Annotated in this window: 22 protein-coding genes; 17 read left to right on the top strand and 5 right to left on the bottom strand. The window is 73.1% G+C overall.

Features of this window, described 5'->3' with window-relative positions; genetic code table 11:
- The 11 genes from AB0H64_RS32055 (at window position 1) to AB0H64_RS32005 (ending at window position 11,829) form a co-directional block, all read left to right on the top strand.
- Complete coding sequence (locus tag AB0H64_RS32055) at window positions 1-426, top strand: DUF2752 domain-containing protein (protein WP_357632126.1); 426 nt, start codon at window positions 1-3, stop codon at window positions 424-426.
- Between the two features lie 119 nt (window positions 427-545).
- Window positions 546-1,391 carry an indole-3-glycerol phosphate synthase TrpC gene (trpC, locus tag AB0H64_RS32050; RefSeq protein WP_357632124.1) on the top strand — a complete coding sequence of 282 codons (846 nt, stop codon included), beginning with the start codon at window positions 546-548 and terminating at the stop codon, window positions 1,389-1,391.
- 32 nt (window positions 1,392-1,423) lie between these two features.
- A complete protein-coding gene (gene trpB, locus AB0H64_RS32045; RefSeq protein WP_357632207.1) occupies window positions 1,424-2,629 on the top strand; it encodes a tryptophan synthase subunit beta in 1,206 nt (401 codons plus the stop codon).
- A 191-nt stretch (window positions 2,630-2,820) separates the two neighbouring features.
- Entirely contained in the window at window positions 2,821-3,621 is an 801-nt protein-coding gene (trpA, locus tag AB0H64_RS32040; protein WP_357632122.1) for a tryptophan synthase subunit alpha, read from the top strand.
- 154 nt (window positions 3,622-3,775) lie between these two features.
- Window positions 3,776-6,994 (top strand): endo-alpha-N-acetylgalactosaminidase family protein, encoded by a 3,219-nt coding sequence (locus AB0H64_RS32035; protein ID WP_357632120.1) that lies wholly within the window; start codon window positions 3,776-3,778, stop codon window positions 6,992-6,994.
- Between the two features lie 299 nt (window positions 6,995-7,293).
- Entirely contained in the window at window positions 7,294-7,788 is a 495-nt protein-coding gene (locus tag AB0H64_RS32030; protein ID WP_357632118.1) for a MauE/DoxX family redox-associated membrane protein, read from the top strand.
- Window positions 7,785-8,543, top strand: a complete 759-nt coding sequence (locus tag AB0H64_RS32025; protein ID WP_357632116.1) for a thioredoxin domain-containing protein — start codon at window positions 7,785-7,787, stop codon at window positions 8,541-8,543. Before AB0H64_RS32030 ends, AB0H64_RS32025 begins: the two co-directional genes overlap by 4 nt.
- Before the next feature lie 25 nt (window positions 8,544-8,568).
- Window positions 8,569-9,714 carry a prolipoprotein diacylglyceryl transferase gene (gene lgt, locus AB0H64_RS32020; protein WP_357632114.1) on the top strand — a complete coding sequence of 382 codons (1,146 nt, stop codon included), beginning with the start codon at window positions 8,569-8,571 and terminating at the stop codon, window positions 9,712-9,714.
- The gene (locus AB0H64_RS32015) at window positions 9,711-10,415 is read left to right on the top strand and encodes a VIT1/CCC1 transporter family protein (protein ID WP_357632112.1); all 705 of its coding nucleotides are present in this window, start codon (window positions 9,711-9,713) and stop codon (window positions 10,413-10,415) included. The genes lgt and AB0H64_RS32015 overlap by 4 nt, the downstream gene beginning before the upstream one ends.
- On the top strand, window positions 10,412-11,230 hold the full coding sequence (locus tag AB0H64_RS32010; protein WP_357632110.1) for a hypothetical protein: 819 nt from the start codon (window positions 10,412-10,414) through the stop codon (window positions 11,228-11,230). Before AB0H64_RS32015 ends, AB0H64_RS32010 begins: the two co-directional genes overlap by 4 nt.
- On the top strand, window positions 11,230-11,829 hold the full coding sequence (locus AB0H64_RS32005; protein ID WP_357632108.1) for a hypothetical protein: 600 nt from the start codon (window positions 11,230-11,232) through the stop codon (window positions 11,827-11,829). The genes AB0H64_RS32010 and AB0H64_RS32005 overlap by 1 nt, the downstream gene beginning before the upstream one ends.
- 31 nt (window positions 11,830-11,860) lie before the next feature.
- Here the strand turns inward: AB0H64_RS32005 and AB0H64_RS32000 are convergent, their stop codons facing one another.
- Window positions 11,861-12,694, bottom strand: a complete 834-nt coding sequence (locus AB0H64_RS32000) for a MurR/RpiR family transcriptional regulator (RefSeq protein WP_357632106.1) — start codon at window positions 12,692-12,694, stop codon at window positions 11,861-11,863.
- A 65-nt stretch (window positions 12,695-12,759) separates the two neighbouring features.
- Between AB0H64_RS32000 and thrC the strand changes: the two genes are divergently transcribed.
- Window positions 12,760-13,824 carry a threonine synthase gene (gene thrC, locus AB0H64_RS31995; protein ID WP_357632104.1) on the top strand — a complete coding sequence of 355 codons (1,065 nt, stop codon included), beginning with the start codon at window positions 12,760-12,762 and terminating at the stop codon, window positions 13,822-13,824.
- A 118-nt stretch (window positions 13,825-13,942) separates the two neighbouring features.
- On the opposite strand, the gene AB0H64_RS31990 is transcribed toward thrC, so the two are convergent.
- Entirely contained in the window at window positions 13,943-14,635 is a 693-nt protein-coding gene (locus AB0H64_RS31990; protein WP_357632102.1) for an MBL fold metallo-hydrolase, read from the bottom strand.
- Window positions 14,636-14,747: 112 nt separating this feature from the next.
- Between AB0H64_RS31990 and AB0H64_RS31985 the strand changes: the two genes are divergently transcribed.
- Complete coding sequence (locus tag AB0H64_RS31985; RefSeq protein WP_357632100.1) at window positions 14,748-15,695, top strand: LysR family transcriptional regulator; 948 nt, start codon at window positions 14,748-14,750, stop codon at window positions 15,693-15,695.
- 47 nt (window positions 15,696-15,742) lie between these two features.
- Here the strand turns inward: AB0H64_RS31985 and AB0H64_RS31980 are convergent, their stop codons facing one another.
- Window positions 15,743-16,360 (bottom strand): TetR family transcriptional regulator, encoded by a 618-nt coding sequence (locus AB0H64_RS31980; protein ID WP_357632099.1) that lies wholly within the window; start codon window positions 16,358-16,360, stop codon window positions 15,743-15,745.
- 90 nt (window positions 16,361-16,450) lie between these two features.
- On the opposite strand from AB0H64_RS31980, the gene AB0H64_RS31975 reads away from it, so the two are divergent.
- Window positions 16,451-17,323 carry an SDR family oxidoreductase gene (locus AB0H64_RS31975; protein WP_357632098.1) on the top strand — a complete coding sequence of 291 codons (873 nt, stop codon included), beginning with the start codon at window positions 16,451-16,453 and terminating at the stop codon, window positions 17,321-17,323.
- 22 nt (window positions 17,324-17,345) lie between these two features.
- Here the strand turns inward: AB0H64_RS31975 and AB0H64_RS31970 are convergent, their stop codons facing one another.
- Window positions 17,346-17,831, bottom strand: coding sequence for an inorganic diphosphatase (locus AB0H64_RS31970; RefSeq protein WP_357632096.1), 486 nt, complete (start codon window positions 17,829-17,831; stop codon window positions 17,346-17,348).
- 89 nt (window positions 17,832-17,920) lie between these two features.
- Here AB0H64_RS31970 and AB0H64_RS31965 point away from each other — a divergent pair, with 89 nt between their 5' ends.
- Window positions 17,921-18,589, top strand: coding sequence for a DUF1045 domain-containing protein (locus AB0H64_RS31965; RefSeq protein ID WP_357632094.1), 669 nt, complete (start codon window positions 17,921-17,923; stop codon window positions 18,587-18,589).
- Window positions 18,590-18,651: 62 nt separating this feature from the next.
- Here AB0H64_RS31965 and AB0H64_RS31960 read toward each other — a convergent pair whose 3' ends face one another.
- Complete coding sequence (locus tag AB0H64_RS31960; protein WP_357632092.1) at window positions 18,652-20,202, bottom strand: bis-aminopropyl spermidine synthase family protein; 1,551 nt, start codon at window positions 20,200-20,202, stop codon at window positions 18,652-18,654.
- Between the two features lie 224 nt (window positions 20,203-20,426).
- Between AB0H64_RS31960 and gltB the strand changes: the two genes are divergently transcribed.
- Both gltB and AB0H64_RS31950 read left to right on the top strand, forming a co-directional pair.
- Complete coding sequence (gene gltB, locus AB0H64_RS31955) at window positions 20,427-24,935, top strand: glutamate synthase large subunit (RefSeq protein WP_357632090.1); 4,509 nt, start codon at window positions 20,427-20,429, stop codon at window positions 24,933-24,935.
- A gap of 14 nt (window positions 24,936-24,949) precedes the next feature.
- Window positions 24,950-26,428 carry a glutamate synthase subunit beta gene (locus tag AB0H64_RS31950; RefSeq protein ID WP_357632088.1) on the top strand — a complete coding sequence of 493 codons (1,479 nt, stop codon included), beginning with the start codon at window positions 24,950-24,952 and terminating at the stop codon, window positions 26,426-26,428.
- The last annotated feature ends 79 nt before the right edge of the window (window positions 26,429-26,507 follow it).

Raw genomic sequence — 26,507 nt, 5'->3', positions numbered from 1 at the left:
ATGGCGAACATCGAGTGGCGCGGTCACGACCGGCTGCGGTCGGTGCTCGCGCCACTCGGCGTCGCCGCCGCCACGGGCGTGGTCTTCGCCGTGGTGGGCACGATCGACCCCAACGAGCCGGGTCACTACCCGACCTGCCCGTTCCTGTGGGCCACCGGCCTGTACTGTCCCGGCTGCGGCACGCTGCGCACCATCCACGCGCTGGCCCACCTCGACCCCGTCGCCGCCGCGGGGCTCAACCCGCTCGCCCTCGCGATGATCCCGTTCCTGGTGTTCTGGTGGGGACGCTGGCTGGTGCGCGCCTGGCAGGGCCGGCCGCGCAGGACGACGCTGGCCCATCCGGCATGGCTCTGGGCGTTCCTCGCCGTGGTGCTGCTCTACTGGCTGGTACGGAACCTGCCCTTCGGGGCATTCCTCGCGCCCTAGCCGGGGCCGGTGGCCGAGCGACGCCGCCGGGGCCGATACCATCGCAGGGACAGGCCGGGAGCGGACGCGACGCGAACTTCCTGCCATCCCCTACTGCCGACCGGAGGGATCCGAAGCGCGTGAGTGAGCGGACGGAAGGACCGAGCGTCCTCGACGACATCCTCGACGGGGTGCGTGCCGACCTCGCCGCACGCCAGCAGGCCGTGTCGCTCGACGAGCTCAAGCGGCAGGCCGAGCGGGCTCCCGCCCCCCGGGACGCGCTCGCGGCGCTGGGCGGCGACAGGGTCTCGGTGATCGCCGAGGTCAAGCGTTCCAGCCCGTCCAAGGGCGCGCTCGCCGCGATCGCCGACCCCGCGGCGCTGGCCGCCGACTACGAGGAGGGCGGCGCCCACGTCATCAGCGTGCTCACCGAGCGCCGCAAGTTCGGGGGCAGCCTCGACGACCTCGCCTCGGTCCGCGCCCGGGTCGACATCCCCATCCTGCGCAAGGACTTCGTCCTCACCTCCTATCAACTCTGGGAGGCTCGGGCCCACGGCGCCGACCTGGTGCTGCTCATGGTCGTGTGCCTGGAGCAGGAGGCGCTGGTCTCGCTGATCGAGCGGGCCACCTCCATCGGGCTGACGCCGCTGGTCGAGGTCCACACCGAGGAGGAGCTCGACCGCGCCGTCGCGGCGGGCGCCCGGGTCGTCGGCGTCAACGCGCGCAACCTGAAGACACTCGAGGTCGACCGCGACGTCTTCGCCAAGATCGCGCCCAAGATCCCGGACAATGTGATCAAGATCGCGGAGTCGGGCGTCCGCGGACCGCATGACCTGCTCGCCTACGCCCGCGCCGGCGCCGACGCCGTGCTGGTGGGCGAGAGCCTGGTCACCGGCAAGGATCCGCGCAAGGCGGTGGAGGCGCTGGTGACCGCCGGCGCCCATCCGGCGACGCGCCCCGACCACGGAGCAGAGGGACAGCAGTGACACACGAGCACTCCATCCTGACCGCCGCCGACCTGGCCGGCAACGGCGTCCACGGCGACGATCCCGACAGGAACGGCAAGTTCGGCGTCTTCGGCGGGCGCTACGTGCCGGAGGCGCTGATCCCGGCGCTCGACGAGGTGGCCTCCGTCTACGACAAGGCCAAGAACGACGAGCAGTTCCTGCGCGAGTTCGACCACCTGCTGCGCACGTACGCGGGCCGCCCCACCACGCTGACCGAGGTGCCGCGCTTCGGCGAGCAGGCCGGCGGCGCGCGCATCATCCTCAAGCGCGAGGACCTCACCCACACCGGCGCCCACAAGATCAACAACGTCCTCGGCCAGGCGCTGCTGACCAAGCGGCTCGGCAAGAAGCGCGTCATCGCCGAGACCGGCGCCGGCCAGCACGGCGTGGCCACGGCCACCGCGGCTGCCCTGCTCGGCCTGGAGTGCGTCATCTACATGGGCGCGGTCGACTGCGAGCGCCAGGCGCTCAACGTGGCCCGCATGAAGCTCCTCGGCGCCACCGTGGTCCCCGTCCACAACGGCTCCTGCACGCTGAAGGACGCGATCAACGAGGCGTTCCGCGACTGGGTGACCAACGTCGACACCACCCACTACCTGTTCGGCACCGTGGCCGGGCCGCACCCGTTCCCCGAGATCGTGCGCGACTTCGCGCGGATCATCGGCGTCGAGGCACGCCGCCAGATGCTGGAGCTGACCGGCGCGCTGCCCGACGCGATCTGCGCCGCCGTCGGCGGCGGCAGCAACGCGATCGGCATCTTCCACGCCTTCATCGGCGACAGCGACGTCCAGCTCCACGGCTACGAGGCCGCCGGCCACGGCCTGGACAGCGGCGAGCACGCGCTCACCCTCACCGCCGGCTCCGTCGGCGTGCTGCACGGCTCGCGCACCTACGTCCTGCAGGACGACGAGGGCCAGACGATCGAGTCCCACTCGATCTCGGCCGGCCTCGACTACCCGGGCGTCGGTCCCGAGCACGCCTGGCTGAAGGACACCGGCCGCGCCACCTACCACGGCGTCACCGACGACCAGGCGATGGCCGCCTTCTCGCTGCTGGCCAGGACCGAGGGCATCATCCCGGCCATCGAGTCGTCCCACGCCCTCGCCGGGGCGCTCGACCTCGGCCGGGAGCTCGGGCCCGAGGCCGCGATCCTGGTCAACCTGTCCGGGCGCGGCGACAAGGACATGGGCACGGCGATGAAGTACTTCAACCTCTGACACCAGCCCACTCCTCGCGGGGCCGCGAGCCCACGCGCGGCGCGGGCGAGGCCTCCTTCGCCCGGCGCGGAGGGGTCTCCTTCGCCCGGCTGGGGCGAGGTCTCCTTCGCCCGGCTCGGGCGGGGGCCCGGTGACGGCATGATGGGAAGGGCGGCGGCGAAGCGGCCTCCGACCACCGAGAACGGACGATCATGACTACTCTTCAGACGGTGTTCGCCAAGGCGAAGGCGGACAACCGGGCCGCGCTGGTCGGCTACCTTCCCGCGGGCTTCCCGACCAAGGACGGCGCCATCGCCGCCGCGGCCGCCCTCGTCGAGGCGGGCTGCGACGTCATCGAGATCGGCCTGCCCTACTCCGACCCGCTCATGGACGGGCCGACCATCCAGGACGCCGTGCACCGGTCGCTGGTCAACGGCACCCGCATCGCCGACGTCATGCGCACCGTCGAGGGCGTCGCCGCCACCGGCGCGGCGACGCTCGTCATGACGTACTGGAACCCGATCGACCGCTACGGCGCCGAGCGGTTCGCCCGCGACCTGGCGAGCGCGGGCGGAGTCGGCACCATCACGCCCGACCTGACGCCCGAGGAGGCGGCCCCGTGGCGCGAGGCCTCGGCCGCCGCGGGCATCGACACGGTGTTCCTGGTGGCGCCCAGCTCCACCGAGGAGCGCATCCAGGCGGTCGTCGACTGCTGCACCGGATTCGTGTACGCCGCGTCGCTGATGGGCGTCACCGGAGCCAGGGAGTCGGTCAACGTCGCGGCCGAGGGCCTGGTCAAGCGCACCCGCGCCCACACGGACCTGCCGGTGTGCGTCGGGCTCGGCGTCGGCACGGGCAAGCAGGCGGCCGAGGTCGCCGGCTACGCCGACGGCGTCATCGTGGGATCGGCGTTCATCCGCCGCATGCTCGAAGCGCCGGACGAGGCGGCCGGCCGCGCCTCGATCGGCGAGCTGGCCCGCGAGATGTCCCAGGGCGTCCGCTCCCGCGCCTGACCCGCCCGGCCTGTTGTGGCTGGCGACACGCCCGGGTCTCCGCCGATGAGGTGGAGCCCGGGCGTGTCCATTCCATGCCGATTGTGACGCGTATTGACACGCGCGAGTCGGGAGATGTCAGTATTTCGGCGAGAGTCTCCGACGAAGGACACGTATGCGCCGTCCCGCCGCGCTCGCAGCCGCCCTCGCGTTATCCACGGTGTTCTCCCCCCTCGCCTCCTTCCCCGCGCTCGCGTCCACGCCGGTGCCCCCACCCGCCCCGACGCCGCCGTCGTACGAACTGGCCTCCCCGGAACCGGAACCGGAACCGGAACCAGAGCTGGAAGCAGAGCCGGAAGCAGGGCCGGAGCGGGAGCCGGAGCCGGGCCATGAGTCGTCGGGCGGCCCCACGATCCAGGGCATCGCACCCCGGCCCACCGCCGTGGCCGCGCCCCTCACGATCTCCTCCGACCGGCTCACCGTCGATCTCGACCCGGCCTTCCCCCGCGTCCTCGGCTACACCGACCGCGCCACCGGGGCCACGCTCGGCGGCAGCACCGGCGTGCCCGCCGTCGTGCTGAACGGGCAGCCGTACGACGTCACCGTCCGGCGGACCGGCCGCGACGCCGCGAGCGCCCGCTACCGCCTGGCCTTTCCCGAGCTGCCGGGGGTGAGCCTGGCGGCGAGCGTCAGCGTCCGCGGCCGGGTGACGACGTTCGCCGTCGACGAGGTCGCCGACACCGCCGCGTTCCGCGTCAACACGATCGACCTGCCCGGCCACGACCTGGTCTCGGTGGCGAGCGACCAGCCGGGCGCGGCCACCGCGTTCACCCGCCTCGATCCCAACTCCACCCGCACCGCTGACGTGTTCGCCGCCGTGACCGGGGCGACCCCGGCCGACGCCGCGCCGGTCGGCGCCACGTACGCCATCGTGAACACCGGCCGCCTGGCCGCAGCCGTCGAGTCCGACTCCAGCTACGACCGGCCGGCCGGCCCCACCGACAAGGACGCCGCCCGCCTCTGGCACCAGGCGAGGAAGGACGCCGACGGCACGGTCAGGGTCGGCGTGTGGAGCGGCCAGTGGACCCACCGGGCCACCGGCGCCCCGTTCACCGAGGAGCGTCCCTGGGCCAAGGTCGTCGTCACCGGCGACGCCAACGGCGACGGCGCCCTCGACTGGCAGGACGGCGCCGTCGCGTTCCGCGAGATCGGCGTCAAGGCCCCGGGCGCGGACAGCACCAAGGACCGGGTCGTCACCCACATCCCGTTCAACTTCTCCAGCCAGGCCACCCACCCGTTCCTGCGCACCCTGGACGACGTCAAGCGTGTCTCCCTGGCCACCGACGGCCTCGGCCAGCTCGCCATCCTCAAGGGCTACCAGTCCGAGGGCCACGACTCGGCCCACCCCGACTACGGCGGCCACTACAACGAGCGCGCCGGCGGCCTGGACGACCTCAACACGCTGCTCAGAGCCGGCCGGCGGTGGAACGCCACGTTCGGCGCCCACATCAACGCCACCGAGGCCTACCCGGAGGCCCGCGCCTTCGGCGAGCCGCTCGCCGACCCGAAGGCCAAGGGCTGGGACTGGCTCGACCAGGCGTACCGGATCGACCAGCGCGGCGACCTGACCCGCGGCACACTCGCCGCGCGGCTCAGGCGGCTGCGTCAGGAGACCGACCCGAACCTCGCGCTGCTGTACGTGGACGTGTTCCGGCCGTTCGGCTGGGTCGCCGACCGCACCGGGCGCGAGCTGCGCGAGCAGGGCTTCCAGGTGGCCACCGAGTGGTCGGACAAGCTCGAACGCTCCTCCCTGTGGGCGCACTGGGCCAACGACCTCAACTACGGCGGCGCCACCAACAAGGGACTGAACTCGCAGATCATCAGGTTCATCCGCAACGGCGAGAAGGACGTCTGGAACGCCCATCCCATCCTGGGCAACGCCCGGATCGTCGAGTTCGAGGGATGGACAGCGGAGAACGACTACACCGCCTTCTCCCGCAACATCTGGGAGAACAACCTGCCCGCCAAGTTCCTGCAGCGCCACCAGATCCTCGACTGGAACGCCGACGAGATCGTCTTCTCCGGCGGTGTGCGCGGCACCACGGCCGCCGGCCGGCGGCAGCTGTACGCGGGCGGGCACCTGGTCCTCGACGGCGGCGCGTACCTGCTGCCGTGGGACGGGCGCCTCTACCACTACAACGTCGCCGGAGGCGAGACCACCTGGGACGCCGACCGGCCGCTGACCGTCTACCGGCTCACCGACCAGGGCCGGGTCCGGACCGGGACCGTCACCCCGGTGAACGGCCGGATCACGCTGCGCGCCGAGCCCGGCGTGCCCTACGTGCTCCACCCCGGCCGCGCGCCCGCCCTCCCGGACCCGGCGTGGGGCGAGGGGAGCGGCGTGCGCGACCCAGGCTTCGGCGACGACCGGCTCCGCGCGTGGACGACCGGTGGAGCCGTCGGCGTCGAGACGAACGCGCTCGGCCACCGCGTCGCCCTGCTCGGCGGCGACGCCCCGGCGAGCCTCCAACAGCGGCTGACGGGACTGCGCCCCGGCGTCCCCCACACCGTGTCGGCCGCCGTGGAGATCGAGCCCGGCCACACCCGCCCGGCCAAGCTGGAGGTCACCGCCCCCGGCCTGCGCCGGAGCGTGACGCTCACCCGCTCGACGGCCAGGAACTACATCGCCTCCGACGAGAAGCACGACACGTTCTTCCAGCGGGTGCCGCTGCGGTTCACGCCACGGGGGTCCTCCGTGACGCTCCGGATCGCCGCCGGCGACGGCTCCGGCCGGGTGCGGGTGGACGACGTGCGGCTCATGCGGACCGCCGCGCCGGGGCCGGTGGAGACGTTCGAGTCGCCCGAGCCGGGCTGGGGGCCGTTCGTCAAGGGCGACGCCGGAGGCGCTTTCGACGCGCGCACCCACCTGTCCGAACGGCACGAGCCGTACACGCAGGCCGGCTGGAACGGCAAGGGTGTCGACGACGTCATCGCCGGCCGGTTCTCGCTCAAGGCGCACGAGGAACGGCGTGGCCTGGTCTACCGCACGGTCCCGTGGACGGCGCGGTTCGAGCCGGGCCACGCCTACGAGGTGTCGTTCCGGTACCAGAGCGCGCTGGCCGGCGCCTACGCCTGGGTGACCGGCCACGACGAGGACGGCGAGTCCGTCGAGACGCGCGCCATGCCCCTCCCGGAGCGGCGCGTCACCACCCGGTTCGCCGAGCGGGTGGTCGCCGGCTGCGGCGACGTGTGGGTGGGGCTGCGCTCGCTCCAGGCGGAGCAGGAGGGGGCCGACCTCGTCCTGGACGACTTCGCCGTCACGGACCTGGGGGAGGACCCCGAGGCCCGGGCGTGCGCGCCGCCGACCGTCACGCCGGGATCGCCGGTGTCCTGACCGACCTCGGTGGTGCCCGTCATGTCCAGCTTGTCGTGGACGACGGCGGAGACGGCGTGGGAAACGACCACGCTGACCGAGGAGGCGCGCGTTTCCGCTGCTAGCCTGGATGAGGCCCGGGACGTCGCGAAACTCCAGGCGGAGCCACCTTTTCCGCCTTAACCGACGCTTATCGACTCCGTGATCGGATGGTCTCCGGGTAACTGTGCGCATCCCTGCGCGGCCGCAGCGTGGAGACAAGGAGAGGGCCCGTGATCGCGTCGTCTGCGTCACTGCCAGCGAGATCAGCGATACCCTTGGTGACGACCGTCGCCCGGCTCGTCCTGGGCGGGGTGCTGATCGCGGCCGGCTGGCTGAAGATCGGCAACCCGTCCGACAGCGTCGTGGCGGTCAAGGCGTACCAGCTGCTGCCCGACTCGGTCGCCACGACGGTGGGCTACGGGCTGCCGTTCCTCGAGATCGTGGTCGGCGTGCTGCTGGTGGTCGGCCTGATGACCAGGGTGGCCGGGGTGGTCGCCGCGCTGCTGATGCTGGCCTTCGTCTTCGGCATCGGCTGGGCGTGGGCCCACGGTCTGCGCATCGACTGCGGCTGCTTCGGCGGCGGCGGTCAGCTCGGCGTCGGGCAGGAGCCGTCCTACCTGCTCGACATCTTGCGCGACTTCGGCCTCGTGCTGCTGGGCGCCTGGATCGTCCGGTTCCCGCCGGGCGCCTTCGCGCTCGACGCGCCGCTCGGCCTGGCCGGTGACGCGGGGCAGGGCGGACGGGGCGACGGCGACGACACGGAGGAGGCATGACCATGAGCAAGGGGGAGCGGATGAAGTCGGCACGCGAGAAGATCAAGGAACAGCAGGCCGTGGAGCGGGTGCGCGAGCGGCGCAGGCGCACCATGACCTACCTCGCCGTGGGCGTCGCCGCGGTGGCCGCCATCGGGGCCGGCTGGCTGTACGCGGCCAGCAAGTCGCAGTCGGAGGAGGCCGCGAGCGGCACGCAGGCGCCGGTCACCGTGCAGTCCGACGGCTCGGTGGTGATGGCCAAGGAGGGCGTCGACAAGCCCGTCCTGGACGTCTACGAGGACTTCCAGTGCCCGGCCTGCAAGCAGCTGGAGGCGGTCAGCGGCCAGACGTTCAAGAACCTCGCCGCCGAGGGCAAGGTCAAGGTCGTCTACCACCCGATCTCGATCTTCCGGCAGGAGCCCACCCGGGGCAACTCCCTGCGGGCCGGCGCGGCCGCGCGCTGCGTCGCCGACGGCCGGCAGTGGCTGGCCTACCACGACCTGCTGTACAAGAACCAGCCGTCGGAGAGCGTCACGGGCTTCACCACCAGCGAGCTCGTGAGCTGGGGCAAGGAGGCCGGGGTCACCGCCTCCGGCTTCGAGCAGTGCGTCACCTCGCAGCAGCACGCCCAGGCCCAGAGCTCCTACAGCGACAAAATCATCAAGGAGATGAAGATCCAGGGCACGCCCACCGTGAAGCTCAACGGCACGGATCTGAACGATGTCGCGTTCGCGCCTCAGCAGCTACGCGATCAGGTCACGAAGGCGGCCAAGTAGCCCGGTGTCCGCTACCCTCACCGACATGCCCCTTGCCTCGATTCCCAGCCCTTCCCAAGGGGTCTGGTATCTCGGAATCATCCCGATCCGGGCCTACGCCCTGTGCATCGTCGCGGGTGTGGTCTTCGCCGTCTGGCTGAGCGAGCGCCGCTGGCGCGCCCGTGGCGGCCAGAAGGGCACGATCATCGACATCGCCGTGCCCGCGGTGATCTTCGGCCTCATCGGCGGCCGCCTCTACCACGTCATCACCGACTGGCAGACCTACTTCGGCGACCGCGCGATCAAGCCCGCCTACAAGGCGCTGTTCATCTGGGAGGGCGGCCTGGGCATCTGGGGCGCGATCGCCCTCGGCGGCGTCGGCGTGTGGATCGCCTGCCGCCGCCGCGGCCTGTCGCTGAGCGCCGTGGCCGACACGGTGGCGCCGGGCATCGCGTTCGCGCAGGCCATCGGCCGCTGGGGCAACTGGTTCAACCAGGAGCTGTACGGCAGCCCGACCACGCTGCCGTGGGGGCTGGAGATCGACCAGTACCACGGCGGGGCGCCGGGGGTGCTCTACCACCCGACGTTCCTGTACGAGTCACTGTGGGACCTGGCGCTGGGCTTCGCGCTGCTGCTGGTGGGCAGCCGGCTCACGCTGCGCCACGGGCGGCTGTTCGCGCTGTACGTGGCGGGCTACACCCTGGGGCGGTTCTGGATCGAGGGGCTGCGGATCGACCCCGTGGGCGGGGTCGACCACGCCGTGATGTTCCTGGGGCTGCGCATCAACCAGTGGACCGCGCTCGTGGTCTTCGTCGGCGCGCTGATCTACTTCTGGGCGGCCCGTGACAAGGACGCCGTGGAGCACGTGGTCCCGCCGCAGGCGCACTCACTCGAAAGAGCCGAAGGACTCGAAGGCGGGGACGGGCAGGCGGCGGACCCCGCCCACCCCGCCGACCAGGCGGACGAGAGCGAGGCTCCGGCGGCCTCCGCCGGCGCACCCTCCTCGGGGGACGACGAACCGGCCGGCGGGGAGGCGGGCGCCTCCGACGAGGGCGGCTCCGCCCGTACGGGTGCCGTGGACCCGGGGGAGCGCCCGGAGGGTAGCGTGGATCCCGAGGGCGAGCCGGAGGCGGAGGGGCCGGACCGGGCGCCCGGTGAGCACGCCAGGGCAGAGGAGAAGCACGCGCGATGACCGGACGCGCGGAGATCCACCACCAGCATCGCGACGTCACCGGCGGCTGGCTGCGGCCGTCGGTGTTCGGCGCCATGGACGGTTTGGTGTCCAACTTCGCGCTCATCGCCGGTGTCGCCGGCGGCACCTCCGAGCCCAAGGTCGTGCTGCTGGCCGGAGGCGCGGGCCTCGCGGCGGGCGCGTTCTCCATGGCCGGCGGCGAGTACGTGTCGGTGGCCAGCCAGCGCGAGCTGGCCCTGGCCGAGATCGCCGTCGAGCGCCGCGAGCTCCAGCGCAACCCCGAGGCCGAGCAGGCGGAGCTCGCCCAGGCCCTCGTCGACAAGGGCGTCCGGCCCGACACCGCCGCCGAGGTGGCCGCCCAGATCTCCCGCGACCCCGAGGTCGCCCTGGAGGTCCACTCGCAGAACGAGCTCGGCGTAGACCCCCACACCCTGCCCTCGCCCAGGGTGGCGGCCGTCTCGTCGTTCCTGTCGTTCGCGGTCGGCGCGATCCTGCCGCTCGTGCCCTACCTGTTCGGCGCCACGAGTCTGCTGCTGTCGGCCGTGGTGTCCTGCGTGTCCCTGTTCGCCGCGGGCGCGGTGGTGTCCACGGTGACGGCGCGCAGCTGGTGGTACACCGGCCTGCGTCAGCTCTTCGTCGGCGCGCTGGCCGCCGGGCTCACCTTCGCCCTGGGCAGTCTGATCGGAGCGTCGGGGCTGTGACCACCACCAAGCAGGCGCCGCGCAAGCGCCGCCGCCCGCCACGTTCGGACTGGCAGCTTCCGCTGCTCACCGACCTGGGCCTCGCCCCCAAGCAGCAGAAGATCATTGTGATCGTCGCCACGGTCATCGGTGTCGTCGCCGCCTCGTACGCGCTCGTCGTCGCCGTGACCTCGCTCGGCAGCGGCTACATCTCCAAGCGGGAGCCCGGCGGCACGGCCGGCGGCGACGCCCTGCTGCCGGCCACCTACCACGCCTGGGCCTCGCCCAAGCTGTTCGAGCCGGTCCTCGACCGGGCCAAGGACGCCAAGCCGCTCACCGACAAGGAGGTCTTCGCCCAGAAGACCCTCACCGGCGAGAAGAAGCTCACTCTCAAGCTCGCCGCGCACCGGCTCGACGCCGACTGCGCGGCCGCGGTGTGGGGGGAGGAGCTGCGCGAGCAGGTGGCCGACGCCGAGTGCAGCCAGGCCGCGCGCGGACTCTACACCAGCTCCGACGGCCGCTACATCGGCCAGTACACCCTGCTCAACCTGCGCGACGGGCAGGCCGCCGGGCAGCTCGTCGACGCGCTCAACCTCGGCTACCGGGGTGGCTGGGTCCAGCCGTTGGCCGCCGGCGCGACCGCGTTCCCCCAGGGCGGCCACTCCGAGGGCGCCGGCTACGCGCTCGGCCACTACGTCGGCCTGGTGTGGCTGGCCAAGACGGACGGGTCCGAGCCGACCGCCAAGGACGACTTCGTCTCGCTCGCGCTGGCGCTGCGCGGCGCCGAGAAGGCCGTCTACCGGCGGGTCGTCACGATCACGGGACCGAGGTCCTGATGCGGCGCCGTCTCACCGTCGCGCTGGCGGCCGTCGCCGGGCTCGCGGTGGCCGCCGCCGGGGCCTGGCTCTGGCTCGGCCGTGACCAGCCCCGGCCGGCCGCGCTCCGCAGCGAGCGCACCTCCGCTCTCTACTCCGTCATCGACTCCCGCCAGGCCGACGCGCGGCCGTTGACGGTGGACGAGGTCTTCAGCGCCGGCACCGCCACCCTCGGCACGCTGCGGCGCGTGTCGGCCGAGCAGCTCGACGACTGCGAGGACGCGCTGTGGGGGGCCTCCGCCGCCGGGTGCACCCAGGCGCTGCGGGCCACGTACGAGGGACCGCAGGGGGTGCGGGGCCAGTTCGTCATCTTCAACCTGGCCGACGGGCGGGCCGCCGACGCCCTGGTGGCGGCGCTCGGCAAGAACGGTTTCGTCCGCCCGGCGGTGTCCTTCGACGCCGCCCGCAGCCGGGCCGCGGCGCGGGCGATGGGCCACTACGTCACGGTGAGCTGGGTGGGCACGGCGGAGGGCGGGAAGGGCGCGGACCTGGTGACGACGCTCATCGCCCTCGACCGGCTGGGCCACGTCGTCCAGTCCCGCGTCGTCGCCGCAGCCTGACGCACCCCTGCCTTCCGGGGCTCTCACGCGGTCAGGGGGCCTCCGCGGACAGCTCCCGCGTGAGCGTGTCGAGGTCTGCGAGCCGGGAGGAGGCGTCGAGGCGGGTGGCCGTGGCGACGAGGATGAGCTCCGTGACCGCGATCTCGTGGGTGAGGGGCGCGATCGGCCCGGCCGTCTCGCGGGGCAGCCGTACCAGCACCTCTGCCTCGTCGGCCAGCGGCGACTCCCAGGCGTCCGTGACCAGGATCAGCCGCGCCCCGCGCCCCCGCGCCGCCCGGACGAACCGGGCCGTGTCGGGGGAGTAGCGGCGGAAGTCGTAGGCGACCACCACGTCGGAGGGCCCCAGGTCGAGCAGGGCCCGTGCGCGGCCCGGAGGCGTCTCGGGGACGCGGCGCGCTCCCGGGCGGAGGCCGGCGAGCTGGCGGACCAGGTAGTCGGCGGCCAGCTCGCTCAGCGGCCCGCCCAGCGCCCACACGCCGCCCGCCCCGGCCAGCCGGGTCGCGACCGCGTCCAGCAGCGGCCCGGTCACCGCCGTCAGGGCGCCCTCCAGGCCGGCCCGCAGCTCGTCGGCGGCGCGGGCGGGGTCGGGCGGCCGGGTGACGAACTCCCGCAGCCGTGACCGGTCCGCCTCCCGGGCGCCGGACCGTACCGCCGCCTGGAACTCGGCGAAGCCGGCGAAGCCCAGCCGGCCGACCAGGCGTGAGGCGGTCGGCGGGCTGACGCCGGCCCGCTCGGCGAGGGAGCGCAGCGAGCCGAGCGCCGCGAACGGGTAGTCGTCGAGGATCACCCGGGCGATCGCCCGCTCACCCGGAGGAAGCTCGGAATAGACCTCGCCGAGGCGGGCCGCCAGCGTGTCGGACTCCATATTGACATATGTTACATCAGCATCGATTTGACGTTGCTGATGAAACGAATGTTATGGTCCGGGGTATGAGCACCTGGCATGGTCTGATCGACAGCGCCTATCGGCGCTGGCTCCCGGTCACCGACGACACCCCCTCCGTCTCCCTCCACGAGGGCAACACCCCGCTGCTCCGCTCCGCCCACCTGTCGGCGCTGACCGGCTGCGACGTGTGGCTGAAGGTCGAGGGCGCCAACCCGACCGGGTCGTTCAAGGACCGCGGCATGACCATCGCGGTCAGCCGGGCCGCCGAGGCGGGCGCCGAGCTGGTCATCTGCGCCTCCACCGGCAACACCAGCGCCTCGGCCGCCGCCTACGCCGCCCGCGCCGGGCTCGCCGCCGCCGTCCTCATCCCGCGCGGCGCCATCGCGCTCGGCAAGCTCGGCCAGGCCGTCCGGTACGGAGCGCGCATCGTGGAGATCGACGGCACCTTCGACGACTGCCTGCGCGTCGCCCGCGACCTGGCCGCCCACCACCCCATAGCGCTGGTCAACTCCGTACGCAACGAGCTGCGGCTGGCCGGGCAGCGGACCGTGGCGTACGAGATCGTCGACGCCCTCGGCGACGCGCCCGACCTCCACTGCCTGCCGGTCGGCAACGGCGGCAACATCACCGCCACCTGGAACGGCTACCAGACCTACGCCGCCGAGGGCCCGGCCACGCGCACCCCTCGGATGTGGGGATTCCAGGCGGCCGGCGCCGCCCCCCTCGTCATGGGCGCGCCCGTCGCCGATCCCACCACGGCGGCCAGCGCCATCCGCGTCGGCAACCCGGCCACCTGGGACGGCGCCGTCACGGCCCGCGACGAGTCCGGCGGCCTGATCGCCGCGGTGACCGACGAGCAGATCTTCGACGCGTACCGCATGATCGCCCGCCACGACGGCGTCTTCGCCGAGCCCGCCTCGGCCGCGGGCGTCGCCGGCCTCCTCGACCAGCACGAGCGCGGCAACCTGCCCGCGGGGCGGCGCGTCGTCATCACCCTCAGCGGCGACGGCCTCAAGGACCCGGACGCCTCCCTGCGGGACGGCTACACCTCCACGCGGACCGGGGCAGCGACGGGCGAAGTGGCCCGCGCCCTGAACCTGGCCGCCTGAACCGGTGCCCGGAGAAAACCGCTTGCCTGCCGGAGACCGGCGCGCCGACCCCGGTGGCCTGGACGCGCCTGCGCGCCCCTCGGACGCTCATGGCACCGTCCAGCCCGGACGTGCCGGGTCAGAGGGCGGCCGCGGCGGCGGTCAGGGCGGCGCCCGCGTCGGGGATCGGCTCGCCGTGGCCGACGCAGGCCACCTCCACGTCCAGGCGCGCCAGCCGGGCGAACGAGCGGAGCATCTGGGCTCGGTCCAGGTTGAACACCCCGGGCGTCACCCGCCCGCCGACGTGGGCCACCGTGTCACCCGTGAACAGCACCTTCGGTCCCGGCAGGTGGACGGCGATGCTTCCGTCGGTGTGCCCCGGCGTGGCGATCACCCGGGCCCCGCCGCCGAAGGCGATCACGTCCCCGTCCTCCAGCTCGCGGTCCACGCGGCAGGGCGGCGCGGGCGGCAGCAGGTGGGCGCCCAGCCGACGGTGCAGGGCGCGTTCCTCGTCGGTGAAGGCCGGCGGCGGGCCGGGCACGTCCCCGCGGATCACCGGCGCCTCCCGCCGGTGCGCCATCACGCTCACCTCGCCCCAGCCGGCGATCTCGGCCGCCGCGCCGCAGTGGTCCTCGTGGAAGTGGGTGAGCACGACCTGCCGCACGTCATCCGTACGGCGGCCGAGCCGGCTGAGCGCCTCGGCGATGTCCGGGCCGGAGGTGGCGATGCCCGTGTCGACGAGGGTCAGCGCGCCCTCGTCGTCCCACACGTACATCTGCCCGAACTCCAGCAGCACCAGGTGCAGCTCGGGACGGATTCTCACGATGTCCACAGCGATGTCCCCTCTCGTCGGAGTCCCAGCGAAGCGGCCGGCCGGTCCGGGTGTCCAACAGCGGTTCGCGCCGCATTGACAACCGGTGGTTGTCGGTCCAGGCTCGTCCGGCATGGAGGCGGACATCCACGGCCTGCGGGCGTTCGCCGCCGCCGCCGAGGAGCTGCACTTCGGGCGGGCGGCGGCGCGGCTGTACATCAGCCAGCAGGCGCTGTCCAAACGCGTCCGCCGGCTGGAGGACGCCCTGGGGGCGCGGCTGTTCGAGCGGACCACACGCAGTGTGGAGCTGACCGCGGCCGGGCGGCGGTTGCTTCCGGCGGCGATGGAGGCCGTGGCGGCGTTCGACCGGGCCGTGCGGGCCGCCCGCGCGGACGACGAACCGCTGCGCGTCGACGTCTACGACGAGCGGTTCACCCCGTTGCGGATGCTGCGCGAGGCGAGCGAGCCGGACCCGCCCCTGCGGATCGAGCTGAGCATGAGGCAAGGGCTGTCCGTGGCGCTGCCCGCCCTGCGGCGCGGGGAGATCGACGCGGCCTTCGGCCGGGTGCACGACACTCCAGGGCCGTGGCCGGCCGAGCTGGCGTGCCGCCTCGTACGGCTGGAGCCGTTGCACGCGTTCCTGCCCGAGGACCACCTCCTGGCCGGCAGGGCGGTGCTGAGCCCAGCGGACCTGCGGGAGCATGGCATCGCCATGCCCGACCCGGCGGGGGCCGCGGAGTGGCGCGGCTACCTGAGGCGGCTGTGCGAGCGGTTCGGTGTCCCGCTCCGCTTCACCGAGCCGGCCATCGGGCAGCGGCACCTGGTGGAGGGGTTCCTCCGGGAGAAGGCCGCCGTCGGGCTGGGGGAGAGCAGCATCGACGCGTCCGGCAGCGGGCTGCGCCGGGTCCCGATCGCCGATCCGGAGATCCTGCTGCCGTGGTCGATCGTCTGGCGCCGGCACGGCCCGCGCCCGCCGCTGCGGACGCTGCTCCGGCGCCTGGGCCGCGGCCCCGCGCTCCCCGCGCCGGGCGACCCGCGGCGGTGGGTGCCGGACACCGACCGCCGGCCCGTGGACGCCTGACCGGCCCGTGCGGGTCCGATCGTGACCCCTCGCAGAATCCTGGAGCCTCAGCTCGGACGGCTCGCCTCCATCGGGCGCTGCGCGGCGAGGGCGCGGGCGGCGGCGACCACGGCCGTGCGGCGGCGGGCGAGGGCGGCCACCTCGTCGTCCTCGTCCAGCACGAGGCGGCAGAGCTGCGGCACCGCGAAGCTCCACGCCACCAGGCCGAGCAGCGTGAACATCCAGTCCTGCGCCGCGCGGGTGCGCGCCGGCTCGTCGAGGTCCGCGGCGACGCCCGAGCCGATCAGGTCGCGCACGTTGTCCCGGTACGCGGCGCGTCGCTCGTCCTCACCCTGGAGCGGGCCGGCGCCGTTCTCCAGCGCCTCCCACAGCAGCAGCCGGATCAGCTCCGGGTGCTCCTGGTACCAGTCGAAGAGCTGCCCGACGGACTCGCCCAGCGCGTTCGGGTCGATCGAGCCGGTGTGGCACACCTCGTCCACCTTGGCGCGCACGACCGCGCCGAACAGCTTCTCCTTGCCGCCGAAGTACAGGTAGATGGCCTGCTTGTTGGCCCTGGCGGCGGCGGCGATCCGCTCGACCCGCGCCCCGGCCAGGCCGCAGGTGGCGAACTCGGCGGTGGCGGCCTCGAAGATGCGCTGCCGGGTGGCCTCCGCGTCGTAGCTCATGCCCTGAATTAAACCATCCAGTTGACACTGGTGGCGGAGTGCGGGCAGGATCTAAACCAACCGGATGGTTTACTTCAGGAGGACGACATCATGACCGCCATCGCCACCGCCACCGCGCCCGCTCCCTCTCCCATTCCCCTGCGCTCACCGCTGCCCACGGGCCTCGGCGGCTCGACCACCGTCGTCGTGGGCGGCAGCTCGGGGATCGGCCTGGCCGCGGCGACCCTGCTGCGCGGCCTCGGCGGCCGGGTGGTGCTGGTCGGCCGTGACCCCGCACGGCTGGCCGCGGCGGTCGCCCGCGTCCGCGATGCGGCGCGGACCGGGCGCGAAGCGGCGGGCGCGCCCGCCGCCGGCCAGGCCCGGAGAGACGACCAGGCCCGGGAAGACGACGGGGTGCTCGGTGTGGCGGCCGACGGGGCCGACGAGGAGGCGCTGGCCCGTGCCTTCGACGGGGCCGGCTCCGTCGACCACGTGCTCGTCACGAGCGGCGGCCTGGCGGCCTTCGGGCCCGTCACCGAGCTCTCGGCCGGCGACGTCCGCGCGGTCTTCGAGGAGCGGGTCTGGGGCGCCTTCACCGCCGCCCGCCTGGCCGCCGGCCGGCTCCCCGCGGGCGGCTCGATCACGTTCAGCTCGGGTACGTACGCGCTGCGCCCGAACCCCGGGATGACCGGCGCGCTTGCGGCCATCGGGGCCGTCGAGACCTTCACCCGCGGGCTCGCCGTCGAGCTCGCGGCCCGCCGGGTGCGGGTGAACGCCGTCCGCTACGGCGTCGTCGACACGCCGCTGATGCGCGGCGCCTCGGGGCTGGACACCGACGCCGCCATCGCCGCCGCGGGCTCGGGCACCCTGCTCGGCAGGTACGGCACCGCGGAGGAGGCCGCCGCGTCGGCCCTGTTCCTCATGGCCAACCCGTACGTCACCGGGCAGGTGATCACCGTCGACGGCGGCCAGAGCCTCGTGTGACGGAGGGGCGCGAGGCGGGACGTCAGCGGCCCTCGCCGGCCCGGCGCACCGCCTCGCCGATGATCTCCTCGGCGCACTCCCGGGGCTCCCAGCCCCGGGTGCTGCTGCTCTTGCCGGGCTCCAGGTCCTTGTACACGTCGAAGAAGTGGCCGATCTCGTTGAGCACGTACCACTGCACGTCCTCCAGGTCGCGCACGTGGTCGGCGCGCGGGTCGCCGGCCGGGACGCAGAGGATCTTGGCGTCCGGCCCGTGCTCGTCGGTCATCCAGAACGCCGCGATCGGCCGCGCGCAGATCACGCACCCGGGGAACGTGGGCGTGTCCAGGAGCACCATGGCGTCCAGCGGGTCGCCGTCCTCGGCCAGGGTCTCCGTGACGTACCCGTAGTCGTAGGGGTAGGCGGTCGAGGTGAACAGCAGCCGGTCCAGCCGGATCCGCTGGATCGCCTGATCCATCTCGTACTTGTTGCGCGACCCCCCGGGTGTCTCCACGACCACGTCGACCCGCATGCGGCACCCCCCCTACGGCGCTCCTCTCATGATAGGACGGCGCCTCGCGGGGGGAGCGGATCGCGCCTGGAGTCCCTACCATGAGCGGTATGGACGATCTCCCGGTCTACGATGTGGCGCTCCTGCCGCCGCCGGACGTCAACGCCCGCTCGGCCGAGCTGAGCCGGAGATGCGCCGAGCCGGCCCCCACCGAGTTCGTCCTGCGTGAGGACGGGCCGTACCCGCACATCTCGCTCTACATGGCCAACTTCACGGCGGCCCAGTGCGCCGCCGCGATCGAGCGGCTGCGCGACATCAGCGCGCGCACGCCCGCGCTCCACCTGGCGGCCGACCGGTTCGCGGGCAACGAGCACGGCATGTTCGAGCTGTTCTACGTCAAGACCGGCGCCCTCACACGGCTGCAGGAGGACGTCATCGCCGCGCTCGCCCCGCTGCGCACGGGCCTGCGCCGCCTCGACCCGGTCGGCCGCGTGCTCGCCGACCACCGGCTCACCGCCCCGCCGCCCGCCCGCGACCACCTCGACAGGTACGGCTACGACGAGGTGGGCGAGCTGTTCCGCCCGCACGTCACGATCACCCGGTTCCGGGAACGGGCGCGGCGGCCCGAGGACGGGGCGCTGCCGCCGGCCGCGGAGTTCACCGCGGCCTACGACACGCTGGCGCTGTGCGTCATGGGCGAGCACGGGACGTGCGTGGAGCTGGTCGAGACGTTCGCCCTGACCGCCGACCCGGTCCAGCGGTCCGCCGTCGCCTCGTAGCCCGGTCCAGCCGTCCCCCCGTCGCCTCGCAGGAGGTCACGCGGCCGGCCCGCGCGCGCCCGTCAGCCGGGAAGGGTGCCGGACAGGGCCCTGACCGTGGCGGCCACCTGGGTGGGGAGGCTCGCCAGGCGGTGCAGGGGCGCCTCCAGCGGCGTCAGGCCCTCCGCCCACGGGGCCGTCTGCCGGATCAGGGCGCGGGCCTCGTTCTTGGTGAGCGTGGCGCCCTGCTCGCGGGCCAGGGCGATGAGCGCCTCGCGCCAGGTGTTGGCCAGCCGCCCGTGGGCGTTGTCGAGGATGCGCCGCAGCGCCGCCCCCGCCGCGTCCGCGGGCTGCGGCTGCCGCACCGCCTCCACGACGTCGCCGGCGGCGGTCGTCGCGTACACCGCGGACAGGAACTCCGGCAGCGGCCCGGCCGGCTCCGCGAGGCGGGCCCGCACGTGCTCGGCCCGGGTGGCCAGGAGCAGGCGCGGCAGCGCCGCCTCCAGGCCGGGCGGCACCGCGACGGCCACCCGGCGGACGGCGGCGGCGTAGGGCTTGGCGAGCCACGTGGTGAGCCTGACCCGCGGCTGCGGCAGCTCCTTGGGCCAGTCGCCGACCAGCAGGTCCGCCCCCTCGGCGGTCTCGGCCGGGACCGGGGATACCGGCGCGGCGGACTCGACCGACTGCGGGCCCTGTGTGTAGATGGCGGTCGAGAGCCGCTCGACGCGGGCGGCGACCGCGGGACGCGTGCGGGAGGTGGGCCGCAGCACGTACAGGTCGGCGGCCGAGCCGATGGCCTCCGCGCCGTCGTAGCGGTTGAAGTCCGGATAGATCGCCTCGTAGGAGAGGTTGAGCGCCGACAGAGCCCCCTGCACCTTCAGGGCCAGCGCCGGCGTGCGCTCGCTCGCCCCGTACGCCAGCAGCACCCGCCCGTCAGGCTTGAGGCCCTCCAGGGCGCGCGCCACGAACAGCCCGACCCCCTCCGGCGTGTACGGCGGGTCGGTGACGGCCAGGTCGTGGTCCGTCGCGGACGGCGGCAGGCCGAGCCGTAGGTCGGCCCAGCGGGTGCGGACCCCGAGGTCCTGGGCGTCGATGTGGCGCAGGATGCGCTCGTCGATGTCGACGACGGTGACGTCGGTCTCGGGGTGGACGAGCTTGACGGCCAGCGAGGTCAGGTCATGGTCGCCCACGCACAGCAGCCGCGCGCCGGGCAGCCAGAACCGGGCGCCCAGCAGCAGCGCCCGCCGCAGCACGGTCTCGGGGGTGGCGGCCACGTGGTCGAGCGCGTGCCGTGAGCGCGGGCCGGAGGCGACGAGCTCCGTCAGGCGCTCCAGCACGTGCCGGTAGTGGGGCAGCAGGTGGGCGACCGGGTCCTCGGGCGGCGGGGCCATGGCCAGCAGGTCCTGGTAGCCGGGGGAGTCGGCGGGCGGCACCCGGAAGCGGTCGTCGCCGGAGTGCTCCAGCCGCACCTCGCGCAGCAGCGCCTCGATCGTCCGCCGCGAGGTGGCCGTCTCCCGGACCAGGTCTGCCAGGGTCCACCACTGGCCGTCGCACAGGAGCGTGAGGGCGTGCCTGAGCCGCCTGCTGTCCACCCCGGCCTCGGTGAGCAGCCGCTCCACCCCGTCACGATCCATGCCTCAAACCCTATCGGCCCCGTGCAAGGGAATTCAGGGCATGGTTTACGGTGTTGCCCGAGTGGATATGCCCAGCTCCAGATAGGTGCAATGTTCGCAATGCGGACAGAGCGGGCACCATGTGAGATGGGTGCGGTAACCTCTACGCACAACACACAGCAGGGCCAACGTCGTCCCCGCCTGTTGAGCAGTTCCGGACAGACGATGACGACGGGAGGGATTCAATGCCTGCTGCCCACCTCGGGTTTCCTGAGCCCCAGGGCCTCTACCACCCCGCCAACGAGCATGACGCCTGCGGCGTGGCCATGGTGGCCGACGTCGCCGGCCGCCGCGGGCACGGGATCGTGGTCAAGGCACTGACGGCGCTCCTCAATCTCGACCACCGGGGGGCGAAGGGTAGCGAGCCGGACACCGGCGACGGAGCCGGCATCCTCACGCAGATCCCCGATGCCTTCCTGCGCGGGAGCGTGGACTTCGCGCTGCCCGAGGCCGGGCGCTACGCCGCCGGCATGGCGTTCCTGCCGGCCGGCGAGGACGAGCGCGCCGCCGCCGTGCGGCTGATCGAGGAGCTCGCCGCCGAGGAGAGCCTGACCGTGCTCGGCTGGCGCGAGGTGCCGGTCGACCGGGCCCTTCCCGGGCCGAGCGCGCGGGCGGCCATGCCGCACTTCGCGCACCTGTTCGTCGCCGGCCCGGCCGGCGAGTCGGGCATCGAGCTCGACCGGCTGGCCTTCTGCCTGCGCAAGCGCGCCGAGCACGAGGCCGGCGTGTACTTCCCCTCCCTGAGCTCCCGGACGATCGTCTACAAGGGCATGCTCACCCCCGAGCAGGTCGAGCCGTTCTTCCCCGACCTGGCCGACGAGCGCTACGAGACGGCCATCGCGCTGGTCCACTCGCGCTTCTCCACCAACACGTTCCCGAGCTGGCCGCTGGCCCACCCGTACCGCTACATCGCGCACAACGGCGAGATCAACACGGTCAAGGGCAACCGCAACTGGATGCGCGCCCGCGAGGCGATGCTGGCCTCCGCCCACATCCCGGGCGACATCTCGCGGCTCTTCCCGATCTGCGACCCCGACGGCAGCGACACCGCCAGCTTCGACGAGGCGCTGGAGCTGCTGCACATCGGCGGCCGGAGCCTCCCGCACGCCGTGCTCATGATGATCCCGGAGGCGTGGGAGAACCACACCGAGATGGACCCGGCCCGCCGGGCCTTCTACGAGTTCCACTCCTCGATGATGGAGGCGTGGGACGGCCCCGCCTCGATCACCTTCACCGACGGCACGCTCGCCGGCGCCGTCCTCGACCGCAACGGCCTGCGCCCCGGCCGCTTCTGGGTGACCGCCGACGGCCTGGTCGTGCTGGCCTCCGAGGCCGGCGTGCTCGACTTCGCCCCCGGCGACGTGGTCCGCAAGGGCCGCCTGCAGCCCGGCCGGATGTTCCTCATCGACACCGCCCAGGGCAAGATCATCGAGGACGACGAGATCAAGGCCGAGCTCGCCGCCGAGCTGCCGTACGAGGACTGGCTGCACGCCGGCCTGGTGCGCTTCGAGGAGCTGCCCGCCCGCCAGCGGGAGGTCCCCACCCACGAGGCGCTGGTCAAGCGGCAGCAGACCTTCGGCTACACCGAGGAAGAGCTGCGGATCATCCTGTCGCCGATGGCGAAGACGGGCGCCGAGCCGCTCGGCTCGATGGGCACCGACACGCCCGTCGCGGTGCTCAGCGAGAAGCCGCGGCTGCTGTTCGACTACTTCACGCAGCTGTTCGCGCAGGTCACCAACCCGCCACTGGACGCCATCCGCGAGGAGCTGGTCACCTCGCTGGCCAGCGTGCTCGGCCCCGAGGGCAACCTGCTCGACCCCGGCCCCACCTCCTGCCGCCAGCTCGTCCTGCCGTACCCGGTGATCGACAACGACGAGCTCGCGAAGATCATCCACATCAACGACGAGGGCGACCTGCCCGGCTTCCACCCGCACGTCGTCTCCGGCCTCTACCAGGTGTCGGGCGGCGGCGAGGCGCTGCTGCACCGCCTGGAGGAGATCCGCGCCGAGGTGTCCCAGGCGATCGCGGAGGGCGCGCGCATCATCGTGCTTTCCGACCGCGGCTCCTCGGCCGAGCTGGCGCCCATCCCGGCGCTCCTGCTGACCGGCGCGGTGCACCACCACCTGATCCAGGAGAAGACCCGCACCAAGATCGGCCTGGTCATCGAGACCGGCGAGGCCCGCGAGTGCCACCACATGGCGCTGCTCATCGGCTACGGCGCCGGCGCGGTCAACCCGTACCTCGCGATCGAGACCGTCGAGGACCTCGTCGAGACCGGCGTCATCCCGGGCGACAAGCGCAAGGCCGCGCGCAACCTCATCAAGGCGTACGGCAAGGGCGTCATCAAGGTCATGTCCAAGATGGGCGTCTCGACCGTGGCCTCCTACACCGGCGCGCAGATCTTCGAGGCGCTCGGCCTGAGCCAGGAGGTCATCGACTCCTGCTTCACCGGCACCACCTCCCGGCTCGGCGGCGTCGGCTTCGACGTGCTGGCCCGCGAGGTCGCCGAGCGGCACCGCCACGCCTACCCGCGCGTGCCCAACGCGCACCGCAGGCTCCAGGTCGGCGGCGAGTACCAGTGGCGGCGCGAGGGCGAGCCGCACCTGTTCAACCCCGAGACGGTCTTCAAGCTCCAGCACGCCACCAGGACGCGCCGCTACGAGATCTTCAAGGAGTACACCGAGATGGTGGACTCCCAGGCCGAGCGGCTCATGACCCTGCGCGGACTGTTCAAGCTCAAGACCGGCCGGACGCCGATCCCCATCGAGGAGGTCGAGCCGGTCTCCGAGATCGTCAAGCGGTTCTCCACCGGCGCGATGTCGTACGGCTCGATCTCGATGGAGGCGCACGAGACGCTCGCCATCGCGATGAACCGGCTCGGCGGCAAGTCCAACACCGGCGAGGGCGGCGAGGACCCCGAGCGCCTCTACGACCCCGAGCGCAGGTCGGCCATCAAGCAGGTGGCCTCCGGCCGGTTCGGCGTCACCAGCGAATACCTCGTCAACGCCGCCGACCTGCAGATCAAGATGGCCCAGGGCGCCAAGCCCGGTGAGGGTGGCCAGCTGCCCGGCCACAAGGTCTACCCGTGGGTCGCCAAGACGCGGCACTCCACGCCCGGCGTCGGCCTCATCTCGCCGCCGCCGCACCACGACATCTACTCCATCGAGGACCTCGCCCAGCTCATCCACGACCTGAAGAACTCCAACCCCGCGGCGCGCGTGCACGTCAAGCTCGTCGCCGAGGTCGGGGTCGGCACGGTCGCGGCGGGTGTGTCCAAGGCGCACGCCGACGTGGTGCTCATCTCCGGGCACGACGGCGGCACCGGCGCCTCCCCGCTCACCTCGCTCAAGCACGCGGGCGCGCCCTGGGAGCTCGGCCTGGCCGAGACCCAGCAGACGCTGCTGCTCAACGGGCTGCGCGACCGCATCGTCGTGCAGGTCGACGGCCAGCTCAAGACCGGCCGTGACGTCGTCATCGCCGCCCTGCTCGGCGCCGAGGAGTACGGCTTCGCCACCGCTCCGCTCGTCGTGTCCGGCTGCGTCATGATGCGGGTCTGCCACCTCGACACCTGCCCCGTGGGCGTCGCCACGCAGAACCCCGAGCTGCGCAAGCGCTTCAGCGGCAAGCCCGAGTTCGTGGTGAACTTCTTCGAGTTCATCGCCGAGGAGATCCGCGAGTACCTCGCCGAGCTCGGCTTCCGCTCGCTGGACGAGGCCATCGGCCACGTCGAGCTGCTCGACGTCTCGGCGGCCGAGAACCACTGGAAGGCCAGCGGCCTGGACCTGTCGCCGATCCTGCACCGGCCGGAGCTGCCCGAGGGCACCCCGCTGCGGCGCACGGTCGAGCAGGACCACGGCCTCCAGCACGCCCTCGACAACACGCTCATCCAGCTCGCCGAGGGAGCGCTCAACGACGGCACCCCCGTCACGCTGGAGCTGCCCATCCGCAACGTCAACCGCACGGTCGGCACCATGCTCGGCCACCAGGTGACCAAGCGGTACGGCGGAGCCGGTCTGCCCGACAACACGATCGACATCTCCTTCACCGGCTCGGCGGGCAACTCGCTCGGCGCGTTCCTGCCGCGCGGCGTCACGCTGCGGCTGACCGGCGACGCCAACGACTACCTCGGCAAGGGCCTGTCCGGCGGGCGCATCACGGTCCGCCCGCACGACGAGGCGCCGCTCGACGGCCACATCATCGCCGGCAACGTCGCCCTGTACGGCGCGACCTCCGGCGAGGTGTTCGTCCGCGGCGTCGTCGGCGAGCGGTTCTGCGTGCGTAACTCGGGCGCCACCGCCGTCGTCGAGGGCGTCGGCGACCACGGCTGCGAGTACATGACCGGCGGCAAGGTCGTCGTCCTCGGCCCGACCGGCCGCAACTTCGCGGCCGGCATGTCCGGCGGCGTCGCCTACCTGCTCGACCTGCGGACCGAGCGGGTCAACCGCGAGATGGTCGCCATCGAGGAGCTCACCGAGGAGGACGCCGAGTTCCTGCGCGAGACGGTCGAGAAGCACTTCGCCGAGACCGGCTCGCCGGCGGCCAAGGAGCTGCTCGCCGACTGGCAGTCCGCGCTCGGCCGGTTCGGCAAGATCATGCCGACCGACTACAAGAGGGTCCTGCTGGCGGCCGAGGCCGCCCGCGTCGAGGGCCGCGACGTCGACGAAGCGGTCATGTCCGCTGCGGTTCAGGGTTAAGGGAGGCGTAACCGATGGCCGACCCCAAGGGGTTTCTCACGTACGACCGCGAGCTGCCGGCGCGCCGCCCCGTGGACGTCCGCATCAGCGACTGGCAGGAGGTCTACCAGGACTTCCCGCAGGAGAAGCTGACCAAGCAGGCGGCCCGCTGCATGGACTGCGGCATCCCGTTCTGCCACAACGGCTGCCCGCTCGGCAACCTCATCCCCGAGTGGAACGACCTGGTCTTCCGCACCGACTGGCGGGAGGCGATCGAGCGGCTGCACGCCACCAACAACTTCCCGGAGTTCACCGGCAGGCTCTGCCCGGCTCCGTGTGAGGCGGCGTGCGTGCTCGGCATCAACTCCGACCCGGTGGCGATCAAGCGGGTCGAGGTCGAGATCATCGATCGGGCGTTCGCCGAGGGCTGGGTGACGCCGCAGCCGCCGGCCCGCAGGACCGGCAAGCGCGTCGCCGTGGTCGGCTCCGGCCCCGCCGGGCTGGCCGCCGCCCAGCAGCTCACCCGCGCCGGGCACGACGTGGTGGTGTTCGAGCGGGCCGACCGCGTCGGCGGCCTGCTGCGCTACGGAATCCCCGAGTTCAAGATGGAGAAGCGGCACATCGACCGCAGGCTCGCCCAGATGCGCGCCGAGGGCACCGAGTTCCGCACCGGCGTCAACGTCGGTGTGGACGTCACGGCCGCCGAGCTGCGCGAGCAGTTCGACGCGGTCGTGCTGTCGGGCGGCGCCACCCAGTGGCGCGACCTGCCGGTCCCGGGCCGCGAGCTGAACGGCGTCCACCAGGCGATGGAGTACCTGCCGCTGTCCAACAAGGTCCAGGAGGGCGACCTCGCCGAGGCGCCCATCACGGCCAAGGACAAGCACGTCGTGGTGATCGGCGGCGGCGACACCGGCGCCGACTGCATCGGCACGGCCATCCGCCAGGGCGCCCGCTCGGTCACCCAGCTGGAGATCATGCCGAGGCCGCCGGCGTCGCGGCCCGGCAGCCAGCCGTGGCCGACGTTCCCCATCCTGTTCAAGATGGAGAGCGCGCACGAGGAGCTGGAGAGCGGCGCCGGAGACCGCGTCTACGCGGTCTCCACCACCGCGTTCGTCGGCGACGAGGCCGGCAACGTCCGCGCGCTGCGCCTGGTCGAGGTCGAGGGGCCGCAGAACGGCTTCCAGCCCGTCCCGGGCAGCGAGCGGGAGATCCCGGCCGAGCTGGTCACGCTGTCCATGGGCTTCCTCGGCCCGGAGAAGGGCGCCCTGCTGGAGGACCTCGCCGAGGTCGCCGGCGACGGCTTCTACGACCCCCGGGGCAACGTGGCGCGCGACAAGACGTACATGTCCAAGGTGGACGGCGTCTTCGTGGCGGGCGACATGGGCCGCGGCCAGTCGCTGATCGTCTGGGCCATCGCCGAGGGCCGCGCCGCCGCCTCCGGCGTGGACCGGTACCTCACCGGCGAGACGGCCCTGCCGTACCCGATCCTGCCCACGGCGCGCCCGCTCGTCTGACGCGCCCCCGCTTCACGGCGGCGCCCGCCCCCCACCGCGCCGGGGGGGGGGCCCCCCCGGCGCCCCCCCCCCCGGGGCG

Source organism: Nonomuraea sp. NPDC050733, assembly GCF_040654215.1.
In the GTDB taxonomy this organism is placed as follows: Bacteria; Actinomycetota; Actinomycetes; order Streptosporangiales; family Streptosporangiaceae; genus Nonomuraea.
This window is presented reverse-complemented; position numbering and strand designations above follow the sequence as displayed.

Excerpts from the sequence above, each read along its gene's own strand:
- AB0H64_RS32015 (WP_357632112.1), top strand. The coding sequence starts at position 9,711 with ATGACCGGACGCGCGGAGATCCACCACCAGCATCGCGACGTCACCGGC.
- AB0H64_RS31980 (WP_357632099.1), bottom strand. The coding sequence starts at position 16,360 with ATGAGCTACGACGCGGAGGCCACCCGGCAGCGCATCTTCGAGGCCGCC.
- AB0H64_RS32055 (WP_357632126.1), top strand. The coding sequence starts at position 1 with ATGGCGAACATCGAGTGGCGCGGTCACGACCGGCTGCGGTCGGTGCTC.
- AB0H64_RS32005 (WP_357632108.1), top strand. The coding sequence starts at position 11,230 with ATGCGGCGCCGTCTCACCGTCGCGCTGGCGGCCGTCGCCGGGCTCGCG.
- AB0H64_RS32035 (WP_357632120.1), top strand. The coding sequence starts at position 3,776 with ATGCGCCGTCCCGCCGCGCTCGCAGCCGCCCTCGCGTTATCCACGGTG.
- AB0H64_RS31960 (WP_357632092.1), bottom strand. The coding sequence starts at position 20,202 with ATGGATCGTGACGGGGTGGAGCGGCTGCTCACCGAGGCCGGGGTGGAC.
- trpA (WP_357632122.1), top strand. The coding sequence starts at position 2,821 with ATGACTACTCTTCAGACGGTGTTCGCCAAGGCGAAGGCGGACAACCGG.
- thrC (WP_357632104.1), top strand. The coding sequence starts at position 12,760 with ATGAGCACCTGGCATGGTCTGATCGACAGCGCCTATCGGCGCTGGCTC.
- AB0H64_RS31985 (WP_357632100.1), top strand. The coding sequence starts at position 14,748 with ATGGAGGCGGACATCCACGGCCTGCGGGCGTTCGCCGCCGCCGCCGAG.
- AB0H64_RS31950 (WP_357632088.1), top strand. The coding sequence starts at position 24,950 with ATGGCCGACCCCAAGGGGTTTCTCACGTACGACCGCGAGCTGCCGGCG.
- AB0H64_RS31965 (WP_357632094.1), top strand. The coding sequence starts at position 17,921 with ATGGACGATCTCCCGGTCTACGATGTGGCGCTCCTGCCGCCGCCGGAC.
- gltB (WP_357632090.1), top strand. The coding sequence starts at position 20,427 with ATGCCTGCTGCCCACCTCGGGTTTCCTGAGCCCCAGGGCCTCTACCAC.
- AB0H64_RS32000 (WP_357632106.1), bottom strand. The coding sequence starts at position 12,694 with ATGGAGTCCGACACGCTGGCGGCCCGCCTCGGCGAGGTCTATTCCGAG.
- lgt (WP_357632114.1), top strand. The coding sequence starts at position 8,569 with ATGCCCCTTGCCTCGATTCCCAGCCCTTCCCAAGGGGTCTGGTATCTC.
- AB0H64_RS31975 (WP_357632098.1), top strand. The coding sequence starts at position 16,451 with ATGACCGCCATCGCCACCGCCACCGCGCCCGCTCCCTCTCCCATTCCC.
- AB0H64_RS32025 (WP_357632116.1), top strand. The coding sequence starts at position 7,785 with ATGACCATGAGCAAGGGGGAGCGGATGAAGTCGGCACGCGAGAAGATC.
- AB0H64_RS31970 (WP_357632096.1), bottom strand. The coding sequence starts at position 17,831 with ATGCGGGTCGACGTGGTCGTGGAGACACCCGGGGGGTCGCGCAACAAG.